This window comes from Flagellimonas sp., assembly GCF_965233845.1.
Classification (GTDB): Bacteria; Bacteroidota; Bacteroidia; order Flavobacteriales; family Flavobacteriaceae; genus Flagellimonas.
Window position 1 is genome coordinate 3,808,658 of sequence record NZ_OZ247584.1, and the last position, 17,140, is coordinate 3,825,797.

Sequence of the window (17,140 nt, forward strand, 5' to 3'; positions counted from 1 at the left end):
CAAGCTGTTAGCGAAACAACTTGACGGTTTTAGGATTACAAATGTGGTATAGCGGCTTCCCTATTGGGAAATCGTTTCATCTATTTTTTCAAGGCATCCCGAATCTCAACCAGCAATTCTTCCGTGGTTGGTCCTTTTGGAGCTTCAGGAGCAGGTTCTTCTTTCTTCTTCATCTTGTTCACCCCCTTTACAATCATAAACATAACAAAGGCAACAATGATAAAGTCGATTACATTGGTAACGAATTCTCCCCAAAGAACGGCCACTTCTCCTACCTTTTCTCCTGCGTCGTTCATGGTTCCTTCCTTTATAACATATTTTACATCCTTAAAGTCTGCATTGAACAGCAAGCCGATCAATGGTGATACAATTCCGCCCGTAAAGGAGGCCACTACTTTGTTAAATGCGGCACCCATAACGAAACCTACGGCGATGTCCACCAGGTTTCCTTTCATTGCGAAATCCTTGAATTCTTTCAACATAATTTTATAGTTTAAGAGGTTAATTAAGCCACAATGTAACCAAAAAAGAGGGTTTCTGCCAATTTAGTGCGTCAAGATTTAGGAGTTGATTATCACCCGTTTAACCCTTGGGGAAATGGCCGTCAATATTTCATAAGAAATGGTTTGGGCAGAGGAGGCAAATGCTTCAGCAGAGCGGTTAGGACCAAAAACCAACACCTCATCTCCCTCTTTGCAATCAATCCCAGAAACGTCCACCATGATCATGTCCATGCACACATTGCCAATAATCGGTGCTTTTTTGCCCTTGATCATTACATGGACCTTGCCGTTTCCGTAGTGCCTGCCAATGCCATCTGCATGCCCTAAAGGCAAGGTAGCTGTTGTTCTAAATCCTTCGGATTTAAATGCCCGATTGTACCCTACACTTTCGTTGGGTTCAATCCTATGAATTTGGGAAATTACAGTCTTTAAACTAGCAACAGGTTTTAGGTTTTTATCCACTTTATCCTCATTGCCATAACCATACAAGCCAATACCACTCCTGACCATCTCAAACTGAGCTTCGGGATAGTTAATGATTCCCGAAGTGTTGAGCATATGTCTAAAAGGGGTATAACCAAGTTTACCGTTAAGGTGCTCGCAAATTTTTTGGAACGATTGGATTTGCCTTTGGCTGAACTCTTTTTCCTTGGGATCCTCCGAGGCGGCCAAATGCGAAAACACAGAGACTACTTTTATTTCGGTTCGATCTTTAAGCTGTTCCACTATAAAGTCCACATCGTTTTCCCAGAACCCCAACCGATTTAGTCCTGTATTAAATTTAAGGTGAACAGAATACGCAGAGTGCTTCCCTTCAATAAATTGAAGAAAGGACCTTAAAAGATTTGGGGAATAAATGCTTGGTTCTAGATGATGTTGAATGAGTTCTTCAAAGTTGGCTGGTTGCGGGTGCAGTACCAAAATGGGACATTTGATTCCTCCTTCTCGCAGTAAAACCCCTTCCTTGGTATAAGCAACTGCCAAATAATCGACTCCCAAATTTTCCATTTCTTGGGCAATGGCAAGCATATCGCTACCGTATGCAAATGCCTTTACTACGGCCAAAAACTTGGTTTCTGGGTCAATCTTTGACTTTAAATACTTGAAATTATGCTCCAGCGCAGCCAGATTTATTTCCAGGGTGGTCTCACCAATCTTACCCATTGGCCGTTTTCTTTTTGGCATCCACTTCTTCGGCCTCAACTTCCATTTGGCTTACTTTTTCCTTCAACATGGCCTTATAAAAGGCAGCCCTGCTTAGAGGTTCGTACTCTCCAGTCTCTCCCAGAAGCACCAAATTTTCATCATTGGTTTTTCTAAAACTATAGTTAGCCAAATTTCCGGTTCTTGTGCACACTGCATGCACCTTGGTCACGTATTCTGCGGTTGCCATTAGGGCGGGCATTGGTCCAAAAGGATTGCCTTTAAAGTCCATGTCCAGACCGGCAACAACCACACGTACTCCTCTATTGGCCAAATCGTTGCATACTGTAACTATCTCATCGTCAAAGAATTGTGCTTCGTCAATCCCCACTACATCACAGTCATCTGCCAACAAACGGATGTTGGCTGCAGCGGGAACCGGCGTGGAACGTATCTCGTTGGAATCGTGGGAAACTACCCTATCCTCATGATAGCGCGTATCCACTATAGGTTTGAAAATCTCTACTTTTTGCTTGGCAAATTGGGCACGTCTCAAGCGACGGATAAGTTCTTCGGTCTTACCTGAAAACATGGAACCACAGATAACTTCTATCCATCCAAACTGTTCTTTAGGGTTAACCGTATTTTCGAGAAACATACCGTACTTTTAAACGAAATTGGGTAGTTTTTTCGTTTGATTCTAAGAAACACAAAACTACTAAAAAAATATGCCAAGGCTTTTGAATAAAATTTAACCTTTTGTTCGTAAGCTTGTAAGCAAAATCCAACTAAATTTATAGTAAAGAATAATGGCGATGATACGGAAATTAAGGGAGGAGTTGATTAAACTGTCCACGGACATTATAACAGCAAGAGAAGATAAAGAGCTTACAGAACTATATGACAAGGCCAAGGACATCTACGAAAAATTGGCCGTCTTGAAGTTTATAGATGAAAAATTGGCCGATGTTGAAGTGGATGTATCCAAAAATGTGATTGCAAAGCGGTTCGAGAAAATGGCCAATGCCGTTTTAAGTGGCAATATTGCTGTGCCCGAGACCAATCCCCATGAGGAAGACATCATCATTCCCGGAATGGACACCATTAAGGACATGGTTTCCGAAATGCCATCAGATACCGCTGTGGAACATGTTTTTACCGAGTTTGTGGCCAAGCCCGAAACCCTAAAAAATGAGAAGGAAATCCTATCCGCTCCAGATAACGAAGTTAGCGGTGCCAAGTCCTTGAATGATGCTTTGGTAAGGGATTTAAAAATAGGCTTGAATGACAAGCTTGCTTTCGTAAAGCATTTGTTCAATGATAACATCGAGGACTACAAACGGGTACTTTCCCAATTGAATACCATCAATACGGAAGAACGGTCCATTGCCTTTATCGAAAACATGGTGAAGCCGGAATACAGCAACTGGGAGGGCAAAGAAGATTATGAAGCCCGGTTTATGGCCTTGATTGAACGCCGGTTCGCATAAAATCCTTTTTCCATTTACTTTTTTTACTTTTAGGAAGACTTCAATCCTAAAGATTCTCCTATGAAATTCAAAAAAATTGCCTTTTGGTTGTCAACTGGTTTGTTGACCGCCCTAATGTGTTTTTCAGTCTACAATTATTTCTTTAATCATGATGCCATCAAAGGCTTTTTTGAGGCCATGGGCTATCCCACATATCTTATTTATCCCTTGGCCATAGCAAAGCTATTGGGTCTGTTGGCCATCTGGGGCAATTTTTCAAAATGGTTGAAGGAATGGGCCTACGCCGGGTTTTTCTTCAATACGCTACTAGCTTTTTTCGCCCATTATATGATTAGTGATGGAAGTCAAGGGGGCGCGGCAATGGCTCTTGTTTTTGTTTTGACTTCTTATTTCACAGGAAAGCAAGTAAGGCCTTAACTTTGGCCCATGGGAAAATTATTTTTGGTTCCTACCCCAATTGGGAATTTGGAGGATATCACGCTCAGGGCCATCAAGGTACTGAAGGAGGTAGACGTAATTTTGGCGGAGGATACCCGGACCAGTGGAAAGCTCCTTAAGCATTTTGAAATTGACACTCCTCTGCAGAGTCACCACATGCACAACGAGCATAAGCAGTTGAAATCATTGGTTCAAAAGTTGAAAGGCGGTACCCAAATGGCGTTGATTTCAGATGCGGGAACCCCAGCCATATCCGATCCTGGCTTTTTATTGACGCGTGCTTGTGTTGAAAACGGCATTGAGGTGGAGTGTTTACCCGGGGCAACGGCCTTTGTCCCTGCCTTGGTGAACAGTGGTTTGCCCAACGACCGATTTGTTTTTGAAGGGTTTCTACCCGTAAAAAAAGGCAGACAAACGCGATTGAAACTCTTGGCGGAAGAATCAAGAACCATGGTGTTTTATGAATCCCCACATAAACTGGCAAAGACCTTGACCCACTTCGTGGAATATTTTGGGGGAGACAGACCCGCTTCGGTTTCCCGCGAACTGACCAAGATGTATGAGGAAACAGTTCGTGGCACCTTGACTGAAGTGCTTGAGTACTTCACTAACAAACCCCCGAAGGGAGAACTGGTTGTGGTTGTGGGCGGAAAGAAACCCTAGTAAATTTTAGTATGCATCCGTTACGAAGACATATTGAAGAAGTCATTTCCTTGGAAGATTTAGAGTTCGACCATGTTCTTAGCCATTTCACTCCCATAAAAAAACGCAAACATCAGTACCTCATTCAAGAAGGGGAACTGATAGATAGAGAATATTGGGTGGTAAAAGGTTGTCTGCGGGCTTACGTATTGGATGAATCCGGACGAGAACATATCATTCAATTTGCGTTGGAAGACTGGTGGGTTACCGACTATCAGGCCTTTGAAAAACAACTAAAATCCCAAATCTATATCGATTGCCTGGAAGACTGCGAATTGCTTTACATCACTAAAGCAGACAGAGAAAAATTAAGCTTGGAATCCCATAAAATGGAACGATTTTGGGCCAAAAAAACCAAGTTCGGCTATATCGCCTCCCAAAACAGAGTACTTTCATTGCTCAAGAATACGGCCAAGGAGCGGTACGAATTAATGTCCGCCCAATACCCCAATATCATACAAAGAGTCTCCAAGAAAATGATTGCGTCCTACTTAGGGGTATCCAGAGAAACCCTCAGCCGACTTTATTAGACTTTTCTAGCACCCATTTGTGACCTACATCACTTCAAATTAGTGAGATAGCTCATTTCATACAGAATCTGTTGTTCCCAACTTTGCCTTGTTTTTAAAACAAACAAAATGCCTTACGTAAACATTAAGGTGACCGATGAAGGCGTCACCACAACACAAAAAAGGAAACTCATTCAGGGAGTAACAGAACTATTGGTCAATGTCTTGGACAAAGACCCAGAAACCACACATATAGTTATAGATGAAGTACATGTTAACAACTGGGGTGTGCGGGGAGAACAATATGGAGAATTAAAAAAGCACAACTAAAATGAAAGGAAAAACAGTAATTGTAACGGGAGCTTCCACGGGCATTGGATATGCCATAGCGAAGCTATTTATTGAAAAAGGAAGCAACGTTATCATGAATGCCAACAATTCAACACGGTTGGAAAAGGCATATCAGGATTTGGGAAGTCCTTCCAATGCCATTGCCGTAAGTGGCGATGTAGGCCAAAAAACAACAGGACAGGAATTGGTTCGGGTTGCCTTGAGCAATTTTGGCTCTGTGGACGTACTGATCAATAACGCAGGCGTGTTCCATCCGAAGCCATTTTTGGAGGTAGAAGAAAGCGACTTGGATCGCTACCTGACCACCAACTTTAAAGGGACTTACTTTACCAGTCAGGCTGTAATTCCAGAAATGTTGAAACAAGAAGGTGGCAGTATCATCAACATTGGAACTGTACTTGTAGACCATGCCATTTCCGGGTTCCCAGCTAGTGCGGCGGTTTCAAGTAAGGGTGCCATTCACACCTTTACAAGGCAGTTGGCTGCGGAATATGGGAAGGACAACATCAAAATCAACACCATTTCACCTGGAATCATCAGAAGTCCTTTGCAAGGTAAAATTGGAGTGGAAGATGCAGATAGCTTGGCGGGATTGCATTTGTTAAACCGAATTGGGGAGGCGGATGAAATTGCTGAAACGGCTTATTACTTGGCCCAAGCCGAATTTGTAACGGGAGAGACCATTAATGTGGCCGGGGGTCACACAGTGGGGCACGCCATTTAAAATCAGGGTTTATGTTTGGAAATAGTGTCAAGGAAATTGAAGCGGTCGTATCTGATTATTTCAAGGGAGTTTACCAAGGTGATGTTGAACTTTTAAGAAGCTCTTTCAGCAAAAACGCGATGCTTTATGGGGACATCAAAGGGCAACCTTATGAAAAGGAGTTGGACCCCTATTTGGAGTCTGTGAAGCAAAGGAAAAGTCCAAAAGACCTAAAGGAGGATTTTAAAATGGAAATTGTGGGTGTGGAAGTTATGGGCAGATTGGCTATGGTAAAGGCACATTTACCCATGCTTGGCTACAACTATTACGATTTTCTATCCCTATATTATACCGATGGAAAATGGTCCATTGTAAATAAATTGTTCGCCCATGTGGAATAAGACCAAAGTATCAGAGCTTTTAAACATTGAATATCCCATAATTCAGGGGCCATTTGGCGGTAGATTTTCTACTGCCAAACTGGTCTCAACTGTGTCCAATTTGGGAGGCATGGGTTCATTTGGTTTGAATGCCTATCAGCCTGAAGAGATTTTGGAGGTCAACACCGAAATAAAAAAGCGAACAGATAAGCCGTATGCCTTGAATCTATGGGTTCCTCTAAAAAACGACCCCATTAAAACCTTCACCACCGAAAATTTTGCAGCGATAAAAAAACAGTTTTTGCCTTTATTTAAGGCTGAAAACGTGGAAGAACCAGGCACAATCTCCTCAAGTGGGCCTGATTATGAATATCAAATCGAAGCTGTTATCCAATCCAAGCCCCCTGTGGCCAGCTTCATTTTTGGAATGCCCGATAGCGATGTAATCAAGGAGCTCAAAAAAGGGAGAAGCAAAATCATCGGTACGGCAACAACGGTGGAGGAAGCGCAGTATATTGAAGAAAGAGGGGCAGATTTGGTAGTGGCCACGGGAAATGCTGCTGGCGGACATAGGGCTGCGTTCCTGAATCCAGAGGCAACGTCCTTTTTGGAAACCCAAGATTTGCTCCCAAAAACACTTGAAAAAGTAAAAATCCCAGTAATAGCTGCTGGTGGGATTACCACATCCAAAGACATCAAAAATTTGTTTGCCCTAGGTGCCTCCGGTGTGCAACTGGGAACGGTGTTTTTGGCCACCGAGGAATCTGGTGCCAGCGGCGTCCATAAGAATCGGCTGTTTTCCAAAACTGGATATGAAACCACATTGACCAAAGTTTTTACAGGACGATATGGCCGGGTGATTAAATCCCCCTTTGTTGCGGATAATGTGAATACCAAAGTTGCTCCGTATCCCCTACAGAGTTCTTTTTTAGCACCCCTTCGTAAAAAGTATGCAGAAAACGGAAAAATGGATTTAATGGCATTTTGGGCAGGACAACCTACGGAAATTCTTAGACATAAAAGTGCAGGTAAGCTGTTCACTTCCTTGGTGGATGAGCTTAATGTGTCGTAATCAGGCGAGGGCCGAAAATTGCTCAATTTCGTTAGTTAACAACCCCATTTACGACCAAAACAGAACAGCCGCCCAACCATGGTCCAAAAACTAATTCCTGAAATCAACAAGGTATACTTCATTAACCAGTATACCCTCTTCCATATTTTATCGGGTTCCGGGAGCATTCAGGTAGACTTTAAAAATTACAACAATTGGCAGGACAAGGCCATCTATTTGGAAAAAGGGCAATACATCAAATTCCTGTCTGGGGACTTTGTGGTTAGAACCATAGAATTTCCCAATCAAGAAATTTTTGAAAACCAGGAGGTCAGGGTGCTGTTCAAACACCTCATCTCCCTGGGGTATATCAACTTTGATGAATGTGCTGAATGTCAAAAATATCTTTCGAGCACTGTTTTTGCAGAAAACACCAAAGGCATTATTGACGTATCACTAAAACAGTGGTATTGGCAAAACCCCTTTAACGCCAGTCAGAATGAATACCAGGTTATTTTTGATATTAAGGAAGTGGTGGACCAGGAATTTCAGAACCATTTGACCAATAAGGATTTGGTGGCCTTAATTCAAGATAATGGGTTAAATGCCCAAGCGTTGGTTAGGGACAAACTGGGAATCACCATAAAAACCATGTTGGCCAACAAAAGGCTTACGGAGAGCAAAAAGGATATCGCTTTTACCGAAAAAAGCATTCAGGAGGTCTCTTATGATATGGGATTCAAGGATCCTGCCTACTTTAATCGGGTATTCAAAAAGAGCACAGGGCAAAGTCCTTCGGATTTTAGGGAACAATTTGATTACCACAGAAAAGACCCCTTTGTGGAAGACCTTACCCATCTTTTACAACTACACCACAAAGAGGAGCGATCGTTGGGGTTCTATGCAGATAAGATGCACCTTTCGGTCAAGGCACTTTCCAAAAAAACCAGGGACAAAATGAACGATTCCCTGGGCAGATTAATCCGTAATGAATTGATAAATAGTTCCAAAAGATTGTTGGTGGAAGGAGAATCCATCAAAGAGGTTTCGTTGCAACTGGGCTTTGAGGAGCCCAACCATTTCTCCACCTTTTTTAAACTTCACACCGGACACAGTCCGTCCGAATTCAAAAATCAAAAAGTACAAGTAAATACGCCTTTTTTGTAGCTGCTAGGGGCGTTTATCGCCAGACATTTGCCATGTAATTACAACTTAAAATTTTGTTTAATACTAAAACATAGCAAATGGATATTAAAACCTTAGCTACCGAAATGGACAGCATTGTTGCACAAGGTGCAATTGTTGAGGCTGTAGAGAAGTTCTTTGCGGACGATGCAAATACTTCGGACTACAACCAGGTGACCACCTCCGGCAAAGCGCAAATGGTGGAAAAGATGAAGGGTTTTGCGGACGCCATTGCCAAGGTAAATGGCATAAAGCACCACAGGACCATTGTTGACGGAAACGTTACGGCATCAGAATTTACTTTTGACTTTTTGATGAAGGACGACAGTTCTATTTACTGGCACGAAATCATTCGAAGAATTTGGAATGATGAGGGTCAAGTGATCGAGGAAGAATACTTTAACGCTTAATCCTTCAACATGAAACTCAGGTTTATCACGCCCACGCTTCATGGGGTAGCGGATTATTCTGCAGGATTAGGTCTAATGATCGCACCCTTCCTGTTAAATTTGGGAGCATCTTCCCATCTGGCTATCTGGATTTCCGTACTATCCGGGGTTGCTGTTTTTGCAGCCAGCCTGTTGACAGATTACAGATTTAGCTTGTTACGGGTAATTCCGTTCCAAGGCCATTTGGCCATCGATCTAGTGGTTGCCGTAAGCTTTATGATCATCCCTTTTGCCCTAGGTTTTACCGGGCTGGATGCGGCTTATTATTGGTTCAACGCCACAGTGGTCTTTGTAGTGGTATCGCTTAGCGCGAGCAAATAATTCAAAACAATTTAAAAACAAAAACAATGAAAATTTTAAAAAACATCTCATTACTAATGCTTGCAATGGTTACCGTAAACATGGCCGTTGCCCAAGACAAAAAAGCAAACAACATTGACAACAGCAACATTGCCCTTCAAGGGTACAGTCCGGTCTCCTATCTGGATTTGGGGATTGCGCAAAAGGGACTTAAGGAGTTTAAGTCGGAACACGAAAAGGTGGTTTATTACTTCACCAACGCAGAACAAAAGAAAAAGTTCGACAGCAATCCAAACAAATACATGCCACAATATGGCGGATACTGCGCCTTTGGAGTGTATGCAGGTGCCAAGTTTAGACCAGACCCCAACAAATTTATTGTAAAGGATGGAAAGTACTTTTTGTACCTCTACAATATAGAATTGGATGCCCAGCAATTGTGGTTGGCCGAGAATAACCATAAAAAATTGGTTTCCAAGGCCAATACCAACTGGAGCAAGCTTAAAAACACCTATAACTAGTTCTTCATGATTGGTTGTGTGATGAGATACCCCGGCAGCTCTTTTGTTGGGGTATTTCGCACTTTTATGTAATTTCCAAGCTCAAGCAATGAAAACCCTTTTAGCCAACATCCGAGGTTGTGAAATTTGCAAGGCCCACCTTCCTTTGGGGCCTAGGCCCATTGTTGCAGCGCACCCCAATGCCAAAATCCTGATCATTGGTCATGCGCCAGGAACCAAAGTGCATCAAACAGGAATTCCCTGGGATGATCCAAGTGGGAAACAGCTCCGAAAATGGATGGACGTTTCGGATGAAACATTTTATGATGAAACCCAAATAGCCCAAATGCCCATGGGCTTTTGTTATCCAGGGAAAGGAAAATCTGGGGATCTGCCCCCGCGACCCGAATGTGCACCCCAATGGCATCAACAGCTTTTGGATCAAATGCCCAATCTAAAACTGACGATTTTGATTGGACAATATTCGCAACGCCATTATTTGGGAAATCGGATGGAAAAAAACTTGACGGAAACGGTTCGGAATTTTGGCAACTACGCTCCTGAATATTTTGTGTTGCCGCATCCATCTCCCAGAAACCGATTTTGGTTGAGCAAGAACCCTTGGTTTGAATCCAAAGTCGTTCCTGAACTTCAAAAACAGATAAGCGGACAGCTAAACACCTAGATTGTCACTTCGAGATGTCATCCTGAGCGCCCGCCGCCCAGAGTCTTTTGCGGAGGGCAGGCAGTCGAAGGAGCATCGAGAAGTCATTTAAGACTTGTGTCTCGAATTAGGTCTCGACTGCGCTCGACCTGGCAGAAAATAACTCAACCCGACGGAAGCTTTCTTTAGGCCGTCACTTCGAGTATCCCGAACGGATGCTGAGCGTACGCGTGTCGCTGAAGCTTTAGCGTAAGCATAGTCGAAGCATGTTCTGGAAAGTATCGAGATGTCTATTAATAAGAGATACATGCCCGCAACCGACTAAAAGTCTCTGGTTTCATGTTGAGGTAAGAGGCCAAATATTTCTGGGGAATTACCTTAAGTTCATCTGGGCATCGTTGCATAAAAGTTTTATACCGTTGTTCGGCAGATAAGGTCAAAAGCTCTACTTCTCTGTGCAATCTTCCAAACAAGATGTTTTGAAAAAATTCATGCCCCCATACATAAAACTCTTGGTGTTTTTCAAACAAGCTTTGATAATCTTCATAGGAAATAGCCAGCATTTTTGAAGGTTTTAAGGCTTCCAAAAAAGTATCCGAAGCTTGTTTTTTAATGAATGAGTCAAAGGCTCCAGATGGACTTCCCGAGTACGAAAAACCCAAAACCACCTTTTCCCCTTTTTCGTTGAGGATGTAGATGGCTTGCACCCCTTCCAGCACAAAATAGAAATAGCGTTCAATACTGCCTGCTTCGGTGATGAGGTCGTATTGGTTAAATGTTTTCACGGACCACAAAGACCTAAAATGTTCTTCATCTTCTGCGCTAAGTTGAACTTGGGAAAAGAATGCTTTTAATTGGGCAAATGAGGAATCATCCATTGCGGAAGGGTATTTTTCTCAAAAATAAACCAAAATAATCCTGTCCCCAATGTCACTTCGAGACGTCATCCTGAGCGCCCGCCGGCCCAGAGTCTTTTGCGGAGGGCAGGCAGTCGAAAGAGCATCGAGAAGTATTTAGGACTAGTTTCTCGGATTAGGTTTCGACTGCAGTCACACTCTACAGTAACTACATCAAGAAAGGCAGTCCAAAAAGCAACTGAAAACGTCATTCTGAATTCATTTCAGAATCTCACTAGATAGGTACCATTGTTTATGGGAAACTGAAATACTGAACTAAATTCAGCACAAGCTAGTTCAGTTTGACGAAAACCAAACCTTTTGACCACCTTCCTTATACTCATTTTTCATTGAACATTGTTCATTGCCCATTGTTAAAAGTCTCTTCGATTAGCTGCCAAAGCACCTTTACTTGGTACAGCGCCTCTTTTTCCTCGCAGTACAAGGGTTCATTGGAGTCGTAGACCACCACGTCGTGAACCCATTTTAGGGCTTTTACCCTATTGGGCCCATCCAGAGCATCTACATACTGCAACAGTTTTACTTGTGCGGGGGTAAGTTTTGGTACGTTGCCCTTTGTCATCCGCGAATTGCATTTCGGACACCGTTGATTCTCTTCACCATTTCTCATAATAAGGTGATTAAAAAGTTAAACAAAAAGGAAATGGAATTGTAGAATGTATCAAGGTATTGCCTTGCACAGTCCTGGGGTTTGTACCCATTTACCTATACCATATCTAGTTCGACCATGGTCAAAGGCATCTGCAATAATACGTTTCGCACTCTAAAGATACGGCTTAAAATAAAATGGTGGGATTTTTACGTCAAAAACCGGTAACTTCACTTATCGGATGAAAAAGTTGTCATTAACCTTAATATTTGGAATTTTTCTTCTCGGTTGTCAGAAACAGAGAAAAATATCAGAAATTGAAAATTGGATTTCTAAAATCGAATCTAGAACTGATTTAATTGAATCGATTACCGAGTTTGAATCGGAAATAAATGGAATGGATGCAATTGGCGGATTTGATATTTATACGGTTATGGACCAGGACAGCATCATTCTAAAGGTATATGCAAACATTGCTATGTCAAATGACTCGCTCACTGACTACGAGTTTTATTTTCAAAAAGACACTGTAGTATTTGCAAATATTCGGCAATACAAACAAAGTGGGCTAGATAAACAAAAATTGGATACGTTGACCGATAGTGATTTCTATTTTGAAAATGGCTACTTGGTTGAACGAATTGACAGAAAAAAAACAGAGTTAGAACCGCAAACCGTTAAGTGGTTGGCAGAATCTTACTTTGTTTTTGGACGGGATTACAAATAAAAGCTGCTGGTAAAATTAGCTACAACTCATTTTGCTTTACTGTTGCCCCAAAATTTCATCAATCTGCACTATATGCCGTTCCAAATGGCAGAGTAAAAACTCAAAACATTCGGGCAAATAAAAGTTGACAATAGGGCCAATGGCGGAAGTGATCTTGAGTTGGGTCACATCCTTGTTTCTACTTTTAAGAATGGCCTCTTTAAGATGGGCATGACGGGCAAAAAAAGTTTCAAAAACAGCATCTATTTTTTCTTGGGCCAATGGGTTGTCCAGCAAAGGTTCAAATCGTTTTAGGGTCTTCATTTTCCATTTTCGCTTCCCATTTTTGGGCCGTTGGCCGGCAATCACAAACTTTTGCCATGTTCTGGCCTTAAATTCGTTTGGGGCAGCATCTAGGTTGGGCATTTTGGAAAAAGCTTCGTCCAGTTTGGGCATATAAATCCCATAAGCAATGTTCAAATGTTCTATGACCTCAACCACATTCCATGATTTTGAGTGGAGAGCGGTGGTCAGTTGGGAAACATCCAATGCTTGGAGCTCTTTTACCTTGTTTACAATCTGGTTTAAGCGCTGAATCTGGTTTTCGGAAGTGATAAGCAAGCTTGCCATAACTGTTCGTTTTTTGATGCCAACAAAGTTCAGGCAAGTTGGGCCAATAAATGTTGATGCAAATCAAGAAATAGTGCTTTCAGAAATCTGAGACCGGATTTCAGCACCTGAATTACATTTTAACCCAAAACGTCAGTTCGAGTGATTTTGAGGAACGAAAAATCGTACTTCGGCAAGCTCAGCAGAACTATCGAGAACAGTGTTTGTGTTGAAATTCTTGTTTTCGATACGTCCCGGAACATGCTTCGACTTCGCTCAACATCCGTTCGGGACACTCAAACTGACGAATTTCATCAAACTACACCAGAGCCGTAATGTCTAAAAGCGAAGCGGTCTCAAATCTAAAGTCTAATATCTCATGTCTAACATCTTGACCTGTTGCGCTTCCCTATTTCCACATTAATGTTTGAGCTGTCTTAATCGCTCAATCGCATTTTGGTTTTGGGCATTCAACTCCAGCGATTTTTCAAAACTCTCAATGGCTTTTTCCTTGTTTCCTAGATACAGGTAACCTTCGGCCAAGCTATCAAATAAATTGGCAGAATTGGGATACAATTTCGCTGCCAACAAGAAGACATTTATGCCCTGCTCCGAAGTCTCAGGATTAAAAACGAGTTGCAATCCCAGCGTATTTAGATTCCCCTCCGGAAGTTCTAAGGATGAACTCGTTTGCTTCAAGGACTGATATAACTCATAGAGGTTTTCATAGTGCTGTTTTGATGCCAGATCGTTAAAATCCTTAAAGGACAAGGGTTCTGGCTTAGGTTCTCTGTACGTATGGGATATCAATCCTTCCCTAACCCCGTTGTCCGAAGGGTTGTTTTCTAGGAACGCCAAAGCCCTATCATCATTTTTCAAATAGGCATTTAAAAAGTTTAGCGCGTAGGTTGATACCCATTTATAAGACTCCATGATTTCAGCATCACTTTTATCTTGCCTAGTATCCCTTTGCTGAAAAAGAACCCCAAGCGTACTAAAATAGGAGTGGGTCAGATCATGAAATTTTAATCGGTACGCCTTGCTTTTCGAAATACTATCGTACAGGTCAAATCTAGTATTGAGCACTGAATCAATATTGTCTTCTCTAAGCACAATTTCGGGAATGTCCTTTTGGGCCATGTGGATGTACGGCACATCTATTTTGGCAGCATCGAAGAAAGGGGATTTTGTTAGCAGGGTATATTGATACCTTTCCGTACCGTCTAGACTCACAATTACTTTGATACGCTTGTTTCTTGTTTGTGCAAGGATGTTGGCAAGGCCACCAAAGCTAAATCCCATTACAGAAATTTTGTCCGTGTTAGCCAACGGGAATTTGGAAATCTCCTTTACTAAAAACTCCACATCCCTGGCCTGCGTTTCCATTTCTTTAGGGTTGTTGTTACCAAACCAACGATTTTCGGTTCCCCGGCTGGGGCTTGAGATAACAACATAGCCATGACTGGCCAGATATTCACAAAGTGCAAAATTCTCTATGGAAGAGGCTTGGAAACTTGGGGTGTATACCACCACAGGGAATTTGCCCTCGGCAAATCCTGCTTTGAGGTAAGCGGTAGTCTTTTCTTTTAGGTGTTTCTGATTTGCCAGGGTGTTGGCATAGTAAAACCAATTTAATATTTGCTCGTTGGGAAGATGTTCCCATTCCTCCTCTTCCTTTAAAATCTCCAGGTAGTTCAAAACCGTTATCTGTTCGGATTCGTCTTTTACTTGGTCAGCTGGATACCAAATGCTGATGGGAATTGGCCGAGCAATTTGGGTATTGGTGTAATCGTAGATTCGGTTGTAGGTTCTGGTGCTATCAGCCGTGGTGTAGTGTATAAACCCTACTTTGTGTTTTCCGTTGGTTAAGTCTATCTGCTTCAGCGAGGTTTGACCAAATACGTGATTGGTCTGTAACAAAATCAGAATGAGAACAGCTCTAAGAATCATCTTGGAAACTACGTTTCCAAAAAAGATACTGGTTTTTGAGAATTGTTACAGTTTATTCCTCATAATCACTTATAACCAAGAATAACATAAAACGTCAGTTCGAGTGATTTTTGTTGGCTGAGCGTACGTGTGTTGCTGAAGCTTTAGTGTAAGCATAGTCGAAGTCAAAAAAACGTACTTCGGTAAGCTCAGCAGAACTATCGAGACCTGCGGTTGAATTGAAATTCTTGTTTTCGATACGTCCCGAACCCCGTTCGGGACACTCAAACTGGCGGATTTCATCAAACTACACCAGAGCCGTAATGTCTAAAAGCGAAGCGTTCTAATGTCTCAAATCTAGCGTCTAATATCTAGTATCTAGACCCGTCATGCTTTCCTTTTTCCCAACCAATTCCCCCTAAATATTGTTCTGCGCTTTCTACAGCGCCATCCTCTATGGACGTTCCCATAGAATCGTTCCAGCGGTTAAGGTATCCAAACAGGGAAATCACCCCCAGCATCTCCACAATTTCACCTTCGTTCCAGTGTTCGTACAAGCGCGCTTTGATTTTGGCATCAACGGTATTGGGCACTTGGGAGGCTGCCAAGGAAAAATCCAATGCGGCACGTTCCGCTTCCGAAAAAGCAGGGTGGGTGCGGTATTCCCAAATATTGTCCAATTGCTCCTGTTCCGCGCCGTAACGTTCGGCAGCACGAATGGCATGCGCTTGGCAATATCTGCACCCTGTGGCATTACTGCTTACCCAGGCGATCATCCGTTTTAGTGCCGAAGTCACCCGGCCTTCATTGGCCATAACCGCTTTGTTCAGGTTGATAAATGCCTTTGAAATGGCGGGTCTGTGCTGCATGGTCAAAACCGAGTTGGGGCAAAAGCCCAAGGTTTCATTAAAGAATTCAGCAAGTTTTTTGGTCTCTGCGTCGTGGTTCGGATCTAGGGGGTTTACTAATGCCATGTAGAATTTTTAGATTTTAAAGAATGTCATGTCGAGCGCAATCGAGACATCTCTTTTTGTATTTTTGAAAGCTACAAGAAACAAAAAATTGACTTCATGACAAATCATATCACTACCAAATGGTTGGGCGAAATGGCCTTTGAAAGTAACAACCCCTCGGGACATACTTTTAAAATAGATGCAGGCCCTGATGATGGCGGAAAAGGAGAAGGGTTTAGACCCAAAGCCTTGATGCTTTCCTCCCTGGCAGGATGCTCCGGATTGGATGTGGCCTCCTTGATCAAAAAGATGAAATTGGAGGTGGATGATTTCAGTATTGAGACCATTGCCAACCTTACGGATGAGCATCCCAAATACTATGACAAGGTGGTTATTGAGTACCATTTTCATGGCAGCAACTTGAACGAGAATAAATTGCAAAAAGCCATTGATCTGTCCGTTGAGAAGTATTGTGGTGTCATGGAAATGTTCAGAAGGTTTGCCGAATTGGATATCAACACGGTTTTTCATCATAAATAAGTTCAAGGCTCAAGCACAAATACAGGTTCAAACTCAAGATTCAAGTAAAAAAATTGAATTACATTTAAGCTCATAATTCGACCTCATAAATAAATCATTCCAAGATTTGTGTAACGTCACTTCGAGTGTCCCGAACCTGTTTCGGGATGTATCGAGAAGTCAGTGGGGTAGAAAATGAAAAAATCATATTTATATATCCTCAAATGCTCAGACGGCACGTATTATACAGGTGTCACGTCCAATCTTGGAAACCGCATTCAAGAACATGCTGAAGGAAAATACTCCTCGAGTTATACCTTTTGGAGACGGCCTGTTGTTTTGGTCTTTTATTCAGAGTTTACATCTATCAAAATAGCTGTTGAAAAAGAAAAACAGATCAAGAAATGGTCAAGGGCAAAGAAAGAAGCGTTAATCGAAGAAAATTATCATCTCTTGCCAAATCTTGCTAAAAAGAAATTTCCATAACTTGTTCTCGATACTTTTCAATCTGGCCTTCTTCCTCAGTCCAGCCCGAAAAACTCGAACTGAC

The 17,140-nt window shown here is 42.2% G+C and carries 24 protein-coding genes; 16 read left to right on the forward strand and 8 right to left on the reverse strand.

The window, feature by feature from the left end; translation table 11 throughout:
* Positions 1–80: 80 nt before the first annotated feature.
* The 3 genes from mscL to ACO6S0_RS16940 all read right to left on the reverse strand — a co-directional run bounded on the left by mscL (position 81) and on the right by ACO6S0_RS16940 (position 2,304).
* Positions 81–482, reverse strand: coding sequence for a large-conductance mechanosensitive channel protein MscL (mscL, locus tag ACO6S0_RS16930; RefSeq protein ID WP_422349487.1), 402 nt, complete (start codon positions 480–482; stop codon positions 81–83).
* Between the two features lie 78 nt (positions 483–560).
* Positions 561–1,667 (reverse strand): alanine racemase, encoded by a 1,107-nt coding sequence (gene alr, locus ACO6S0_RS16935; RefSeq protein WP_422349488.1) that lies wholly within the window; start codon positions 1,665–1,667, stop codon positions 561–563.
* Positions 1,660–2,304, reverse strand: a complete 645-nt coding sequence (locus ACO6S0_RS16940) for a thymidine kinase (protein WP_422349489.1) — start codon at positions 2,302–2,304, stop codon at positions 1,660–1,662. Before ACO6S0_RS16940 ends, alr begins: the two co-directional genes overlap by 8 nt.
* Positions 2,305–2,461: 157 nt before the next feature.
* On the opposite strand from ACO6S0_RS16940, the gene ACO6S0_RS16945 reads away from it, so the two are divergent.
* The 13 genes from ACO6S0_RS16945 to ACO6S0_RS17005 all read left to right on the forward strand — a co-directional run bounded on the left by ACO6S0_RS16945 (position 2,462) and on the right by ACO6S0_RS17005 (position 10,389).
* Positions 2,462–3,136, forward strand: coding sequence for a hypothetical protein (locus ACO6S0_RS16945; RefSeq protein ID WP_422349490.1), 675 nt, complete (start codon positions 2,462–2,464; stop codon positions 3,134–3,136).
* A gap of 60 nt (positions 3,137–3,196) precedes the next feature.
* Complete coding sequence (locus ACO6S0_RS16950; protein ID WP_422349491.1) at positions 3,197–3,553, forward strand: DoxX family protein; 357 nt, start codon at positions 3,197–3,199, stop codon at positions 3,551–3,553.
* A 9-nt stretch (positions 3,554–3,562) separates the two neighbouring features.
* Positions 3,563–4,237: a 16S rRNA (cytidine(1402)-2'-O)-methyltransferase gene (gene rsmI / locus ACO6S0_RS16955; protein WP_422349492.1), complete on the forward strand. Its 675-nt coding sequence runs from the start codon at positions 3,563–3,565 to the stop codon at positions 4,235–4,237.
* 11 nt (positions 4,238–4,248) lie between these two features.
* The gene (locus tag ACO6S0_RS16960; RefSeq protein ID WP_422349493.1) at positions 4,249–4,806 is read left to right on the forward strand and encodes a Crp/Fnr family transcriptional regulator; all 558 of its coding nucleotides are present in this window, start codon (positions 4,249–4,251) and stop codon (positions 4,804–4,806) included.
* A gap of 108 nt (positions 4,807–4,914) precedes the next feature.
* Positions 4,915–5,115, forward strand: a complete 201-nt coding sequence (locus ACO6S0_RS16965) for a tautomerase family protein (protein WP_422349494.1) — start codon at positions 4,915–4,917, stop codon at positions 5,113–5,115.
* A gap of 1 nt (position 5,116) precedes the next feature.
* Positions 5,117–5,860: an SDR family NAD(P)-dependent oxidoreductase gene (locus ACO6S0_RS16970; protein ID WP_422349495.1), complete on the forward strand. Its 744-nt coding sequence runs from the start codon at positions 5,117–5,119 to the stop codon at positions 5,858–5,860.
* Positions 5,861–5,871: 11 nt separating this feature from the next.
* Positions 5,872–6,240 (forward strand): nuclear transport factor 2 family protein, encoded by a 369-nt coding sequence (locus ACO6S0_RS16975; protein WP_422349496.1) that lies wholly within the window; start codon positions 5,872–5,874, stop codon positions 6,238–6,240.
* Entirely contained in the window at positions 6,230–7,291 is a 1,062-nt protein-coding gene (locus tag ACO6S0_RS16980) for an NAD(P)H-dependent flavin oxidoreductase (protein ID WP_422349497.1), read from the forward strand. Before ACO6S0_RS16975 ends, ACO6S0_RS16980 begins: the two co-directional genes overlap by 11 nt.
* 78 nt (positions 7,292–7,369) lie before the next feature.
* A complete protein-coding gene (locus ACO6S0_RS16985) occupies positions 7,370–8,437 on the forward strand; it encodes a helix-turn-helix domain-containing protein (RefSeq protein ID WP_422349498.1) in 1,068 nt (355 codons plus the stop codon).
* Positions 8,438–8,514: 77 nt separating this feature from the next.
* The gene (locus ACO6S0_RS16990; protein ID WP_422349499.1) at positions 8,515–8,865 is read left to right on the forward strand and encodes a hypothetical protein; all 351 of its coding nucleotides are present in this window, start codon (positions 8,515–8,517) and stop codon (positions 8,863–8,865) included.
* Between the two features lie 9 nt (positions 8,866–8,874).
* Entirely contained in the window at positions 8,875–9,225 is a 351-nt protein-coding gene (locus ACO6S0_RS16995; RefSeq protein WP_422349500.1) for an SPW repeat domain-containing protein, read from the forward strand.
* A gap of 26 nt (positions 9,226–9,251) precedes the next feature.
* Positions 9,252–9,725, forward strand: a complete 474-nt coding sequence (locus tag ACO6S0_RS17000) for a YHS domain-containing (seleno)protein (RefSeq protein ID WP_422349501.1) — start codon at positions 9,252–9,254, stop codon at positions 9,723–9,725.
* A gap of 88 nt (positions 9,726–9,813) precedes the next feature.
* The gene (locus ACO6S0_RS17005; RefSeq protein WP_422349502.1) at positions 9,814–10,389 is read left to right on the forward strand and encodes a uracil-DNA glycosylase family protein; all 576 of its coding nucleotides are present in this window, start codon (positions 9,814–9,816) and stop codon (positions 10,387–10,389) included.
* Between the two features lie 272 nt (positions 10,390–10,661).
* Here the strand turns inward: ACO6S0_RS17005 and ACO6S0_RS17010 are convergent, their stop codons facing one another.
* Positions 10,662–11,246, reverse strand: coding sequence for a Crp/Fnr family transcriptional regulator (locus ACO6S0_RS17010; protein WP_422349503.1), 585 nt, complete (start codon positions 11,244–11,246; stop codon positions 10,662–10,664).
* Between the two features lie 379 nt (positions 11,247–11,625).
* The gene (locus tag ACO6S0_RS17015; RefSeq protein ID WP_422349504.1) at positions 11,626–11,847 is read right to left on the reverse strand and encodes a hypothetical protein; all 222 of its coding nucleotides are present in this window, start codon (positions 11,845–11,847) and stop codon (positions 11,626–11,628) included.
* Positions 11,848–12,115: 268 nt separating this feature from the next.
* Between ACO6S0_RS17015 and ACO6S0_RS17020 the strand changes: the two genes are divergently transcribed.
* Positions 12,116–12,601 carry a hypothetical protein gene (locus ACO6S0_RS17020; RefSeq protein WP_422349505.1) on the forward strand — a complete coding sequence of 162 codons (486 nt, stop codon included), beginning with the start codon at positions 12,116–12,118 and terminating at the stop codon, positions 12,599–12,601.
* A 36-nt stretch (positions 12,602–12,637) separates the two neighbouring features.
* On the opposite strand, the gene ACO6S0_RS17025 is transcribed toward ACO6S0_RS17020, so the two are convergent.
* The 3 genes from ACO6S0_RS17025 to ACO6S0_RS17035 form a co-directional block, all read right to left on the reverse strand.
* The gene (locus ACO6S0_RS17025) at positions 12,638–13,210 is read right to left on the reverse strand and encodes a DinB family protein (protein WP_422349506.1); all 573 of its coding nucleotides are present in this window, start codon (positions 13,208–13,210) and stop codon (positions 12,638–12,640) included.
* A 399-nt stretch (positions 13,211–13,609) separates the two neighbouring features.
* Positions 13,610–15,139, reverse strand: a complete 1,530-nt coding sequence (locus ACO6S0_RS17030; RefSeq protein WP_422349507.1) for a dienelactone hydrolase family protein — start codon at positions 15,137–15,139, stop codon at positions 13,610–13,612.
* A 350-nt stretch (positions 15,140–15,489) separates the two neighbouring features.
* Entirely contained in the window at positions 15,490–16,092 is a 603-nt protein-coding gene (locus tag ACO6S0_RS17035; RefSeq protein WP_422349508.1) for a carboxymuconolactone decarboxylase family protein, read from the reverse strand.
* A 96-nt stretch (positions 16,093–16,188) separates the two neighbouring features.
* On the opposite strand from ACO6S0_RS17035, the gene ACO6S0_RS17040 reads away from it, so the two are divergent.
* Both ACO6S0_RS17040 and ACO6S0_RS17045 read left to right on the forward strand, forming a co-directional pair.
* A complete protein-coding gene (locus tag ACO6S0_RS17040) occupies positions 16,189–16,611 on the forward strand; it encodes an OsmC family protein (RefSeq protein ID WP_422349509.1) in 423 nt (140 codons plus the stop codon).
* Between the two features lie 174 nt (positions 16,612–16,785).
* Positions 16,786–17,076, forward strand: a complete 291-nt coding sequence (locus ACO6S0_RS17045; RefSeq protein ID WP_422349510.1) for a GIY-YIG nuclease family protein — start codon at positions 16,786–16,788, stop codon at positions 17,074–17,076.
* Positions 17,077–17,140 lie beyond the last annotated feature (64 nt).

Excerpts from the sequence above, each read along its gene's own strand:
- mscL (WP_422349487.1), bottom strand. The coding sequence starts at position 482 with ATGTTGAAAGAATTCAAGGATTTCGCAATGAAAGGAAACCTGGTGGAC.
- alr (WP_422349488.1), bottom strand. The coding sequence starts at position 1,667 with ATGGGTAAGATTGGTGAGACCACCCTGGAAATAAATCTGGCTGCGCTG.
- ACO6S0_RS16940 (WP_422349489.1), bottom strand. The coding sequence starts at position 2,304 with ATGTTTCTCGAAAATACGGTTAACCCTAAAGAACAGTTTGGATGGATA.
- ACO6S0_RS16945 (WP_422349490.1), top strand. The coding sequence starts at position 2,462 with ATGATACGGAAATTAAGGGAGGAGTTGATTAAACTGTCCACGGACATT.
- ACO6S0_RS16950 (WP_422349491.1), top strand. The coding sequence starts at position 3,197 with ATGAAATTCAAAAAAATTGCCTTTTGGTTGTCAACTGGTTTGTTGACC.
- rsmI (WP_422349492.1), top strand. The coding sequence starts at position 3,563 with ATGGGAAAATTATTTTTGGTTCCTACCCCAATTGGGAATTTGGAGGAT.
- ACO6S0_RS16960 (WP_422349493.1), top strand. The coding sequence starts at position 4,249 with ATGCATCCGTTACGAAGACATATTGAAGAAGTCATTTCCTTGGAAGAT.
- ACO6S0_RS16965 (WP_422349494.1), top strand. The coding sequence starts at position 4,915 with ATGCCTTACGTAAACATTAAGGTGACCGATGAAGGCGTCACCACAACA.
- ACO6S0_RS16970 (WP_422349495.1), top strand. The coding sequence starts at position 5,117 with ATGAAAGGAAAAACAGTAATTGTAACGGGAGCTTCCACGGGCATTGGA.
- ACO6S0_RS16975 (WP_422349496.1), top strand. The coding sequence starts at position 5,872 with ATGTTTGGAAATAGTGTCAAGGAAATTGAAGCGGTCGTATCTGATTAT.
- ACO6S0_RS16980 (WP_422349497.1), top strand. The coding sequence starts at position 6,230 with ATGTGGAATAAGACCAAAGTATCAGAGCTTTTAAACATTGAATATCCC.
- ACO6S0_RS16985 (WP_422349498.1), top strand. The coding sequence starts at position 7,370 with ATGGTCCAAAAACTAATTCCTGAAATCAACAAGGTATACTTCATTAAC.
- ACO6S0_RS16990 (WP_422349499.1), top strand. The coding sequence starts at position 8,515 with ATGGATATTAAAACCTTAGCTACCGAAATGGACAGCATTGTTGCACAA.
- ACO6S0_RS16995 (WP_422349500.1), top strand. The coding sequence starts at position 8,875 with ATGAAACTCAGGTTTATCACGCCCACGCTTCATGGGGTAGCGGATTAT.
- ACO6S0_RS17000 (WP_422349501.1), top strand. The coding sequence starts at position 9,252 with ATGAAAATTTTAAAAAACATCTCATTACTAATGCTTGCAATGGTTACC.
- ACO6S0_RS17005 (WP_422349502.1), top strand. The coding sequence starts at position 9,814 with ATGAAAACCCTTTTAGCCAACATCCGAGGTTGTGAAATTTGCAAGGCC.
- ACO6S0_RS17010 (WP_422349503.1), bottom strand. The coding sequence starts at position 11,246 with ATGGATGATTCCTCATTTGCCCAATTAAAAGCATTCTTTTCCCAAGTT.
- ACO6S0_RS17015 (WP_422349504.1), bottom strand. The coding sequence starts at position 11,847 with ATGACAAAGGGCAACGTACCAAAACTTACCCCCGCACAAGTAAAACTG.
- ACO6S0_RS17020 (WP_422349505.1), top strand. The coding sequence starts at position 12,116 with ATGAAAAAGTTGTCATTAACCTTAATATTTGGAATTTTTCTTCTCGGT.
- ACO6S0_RS17025 (WP_422349506.1), bottom strand. The coding sequence starts at position 13,210 with ATGGCAAGCTTGCTTATCACTTCCGAAAACCAGATTCAGCGCTTAAAC.
- ACO6S0_RS17030 (WP_422349507.1), bottom strand. The coding sequence starts at position 15,139 with ATGATTCTTAGAGCTGTTCTCATTCTGATTTTGTTACAGACCAATCAC.
- ACO6S0_RS17035 (WP_422349508.1), bottom strand. The coding sequence starts at position 16,092 with ATGGCATTAGTAAACCCCCTAGATCCGAACCACGACGCAGAGACCAAA.
- ACO6S0_RS17040 (WP_422349509.1), top strand. The coding sequence starts at position 16,189 with ATGACAAATCATATCACTACCAAATGGTTGGGCGAAATGGCCTTTGAA.
- ACO6S0_RS17045 (WP_422349510.1), top strand. The coding sequence starts at position 16,786 with ATGAAAAAATCATATTTATATATCCTCAAATGCTCAGACGGCACGTAT.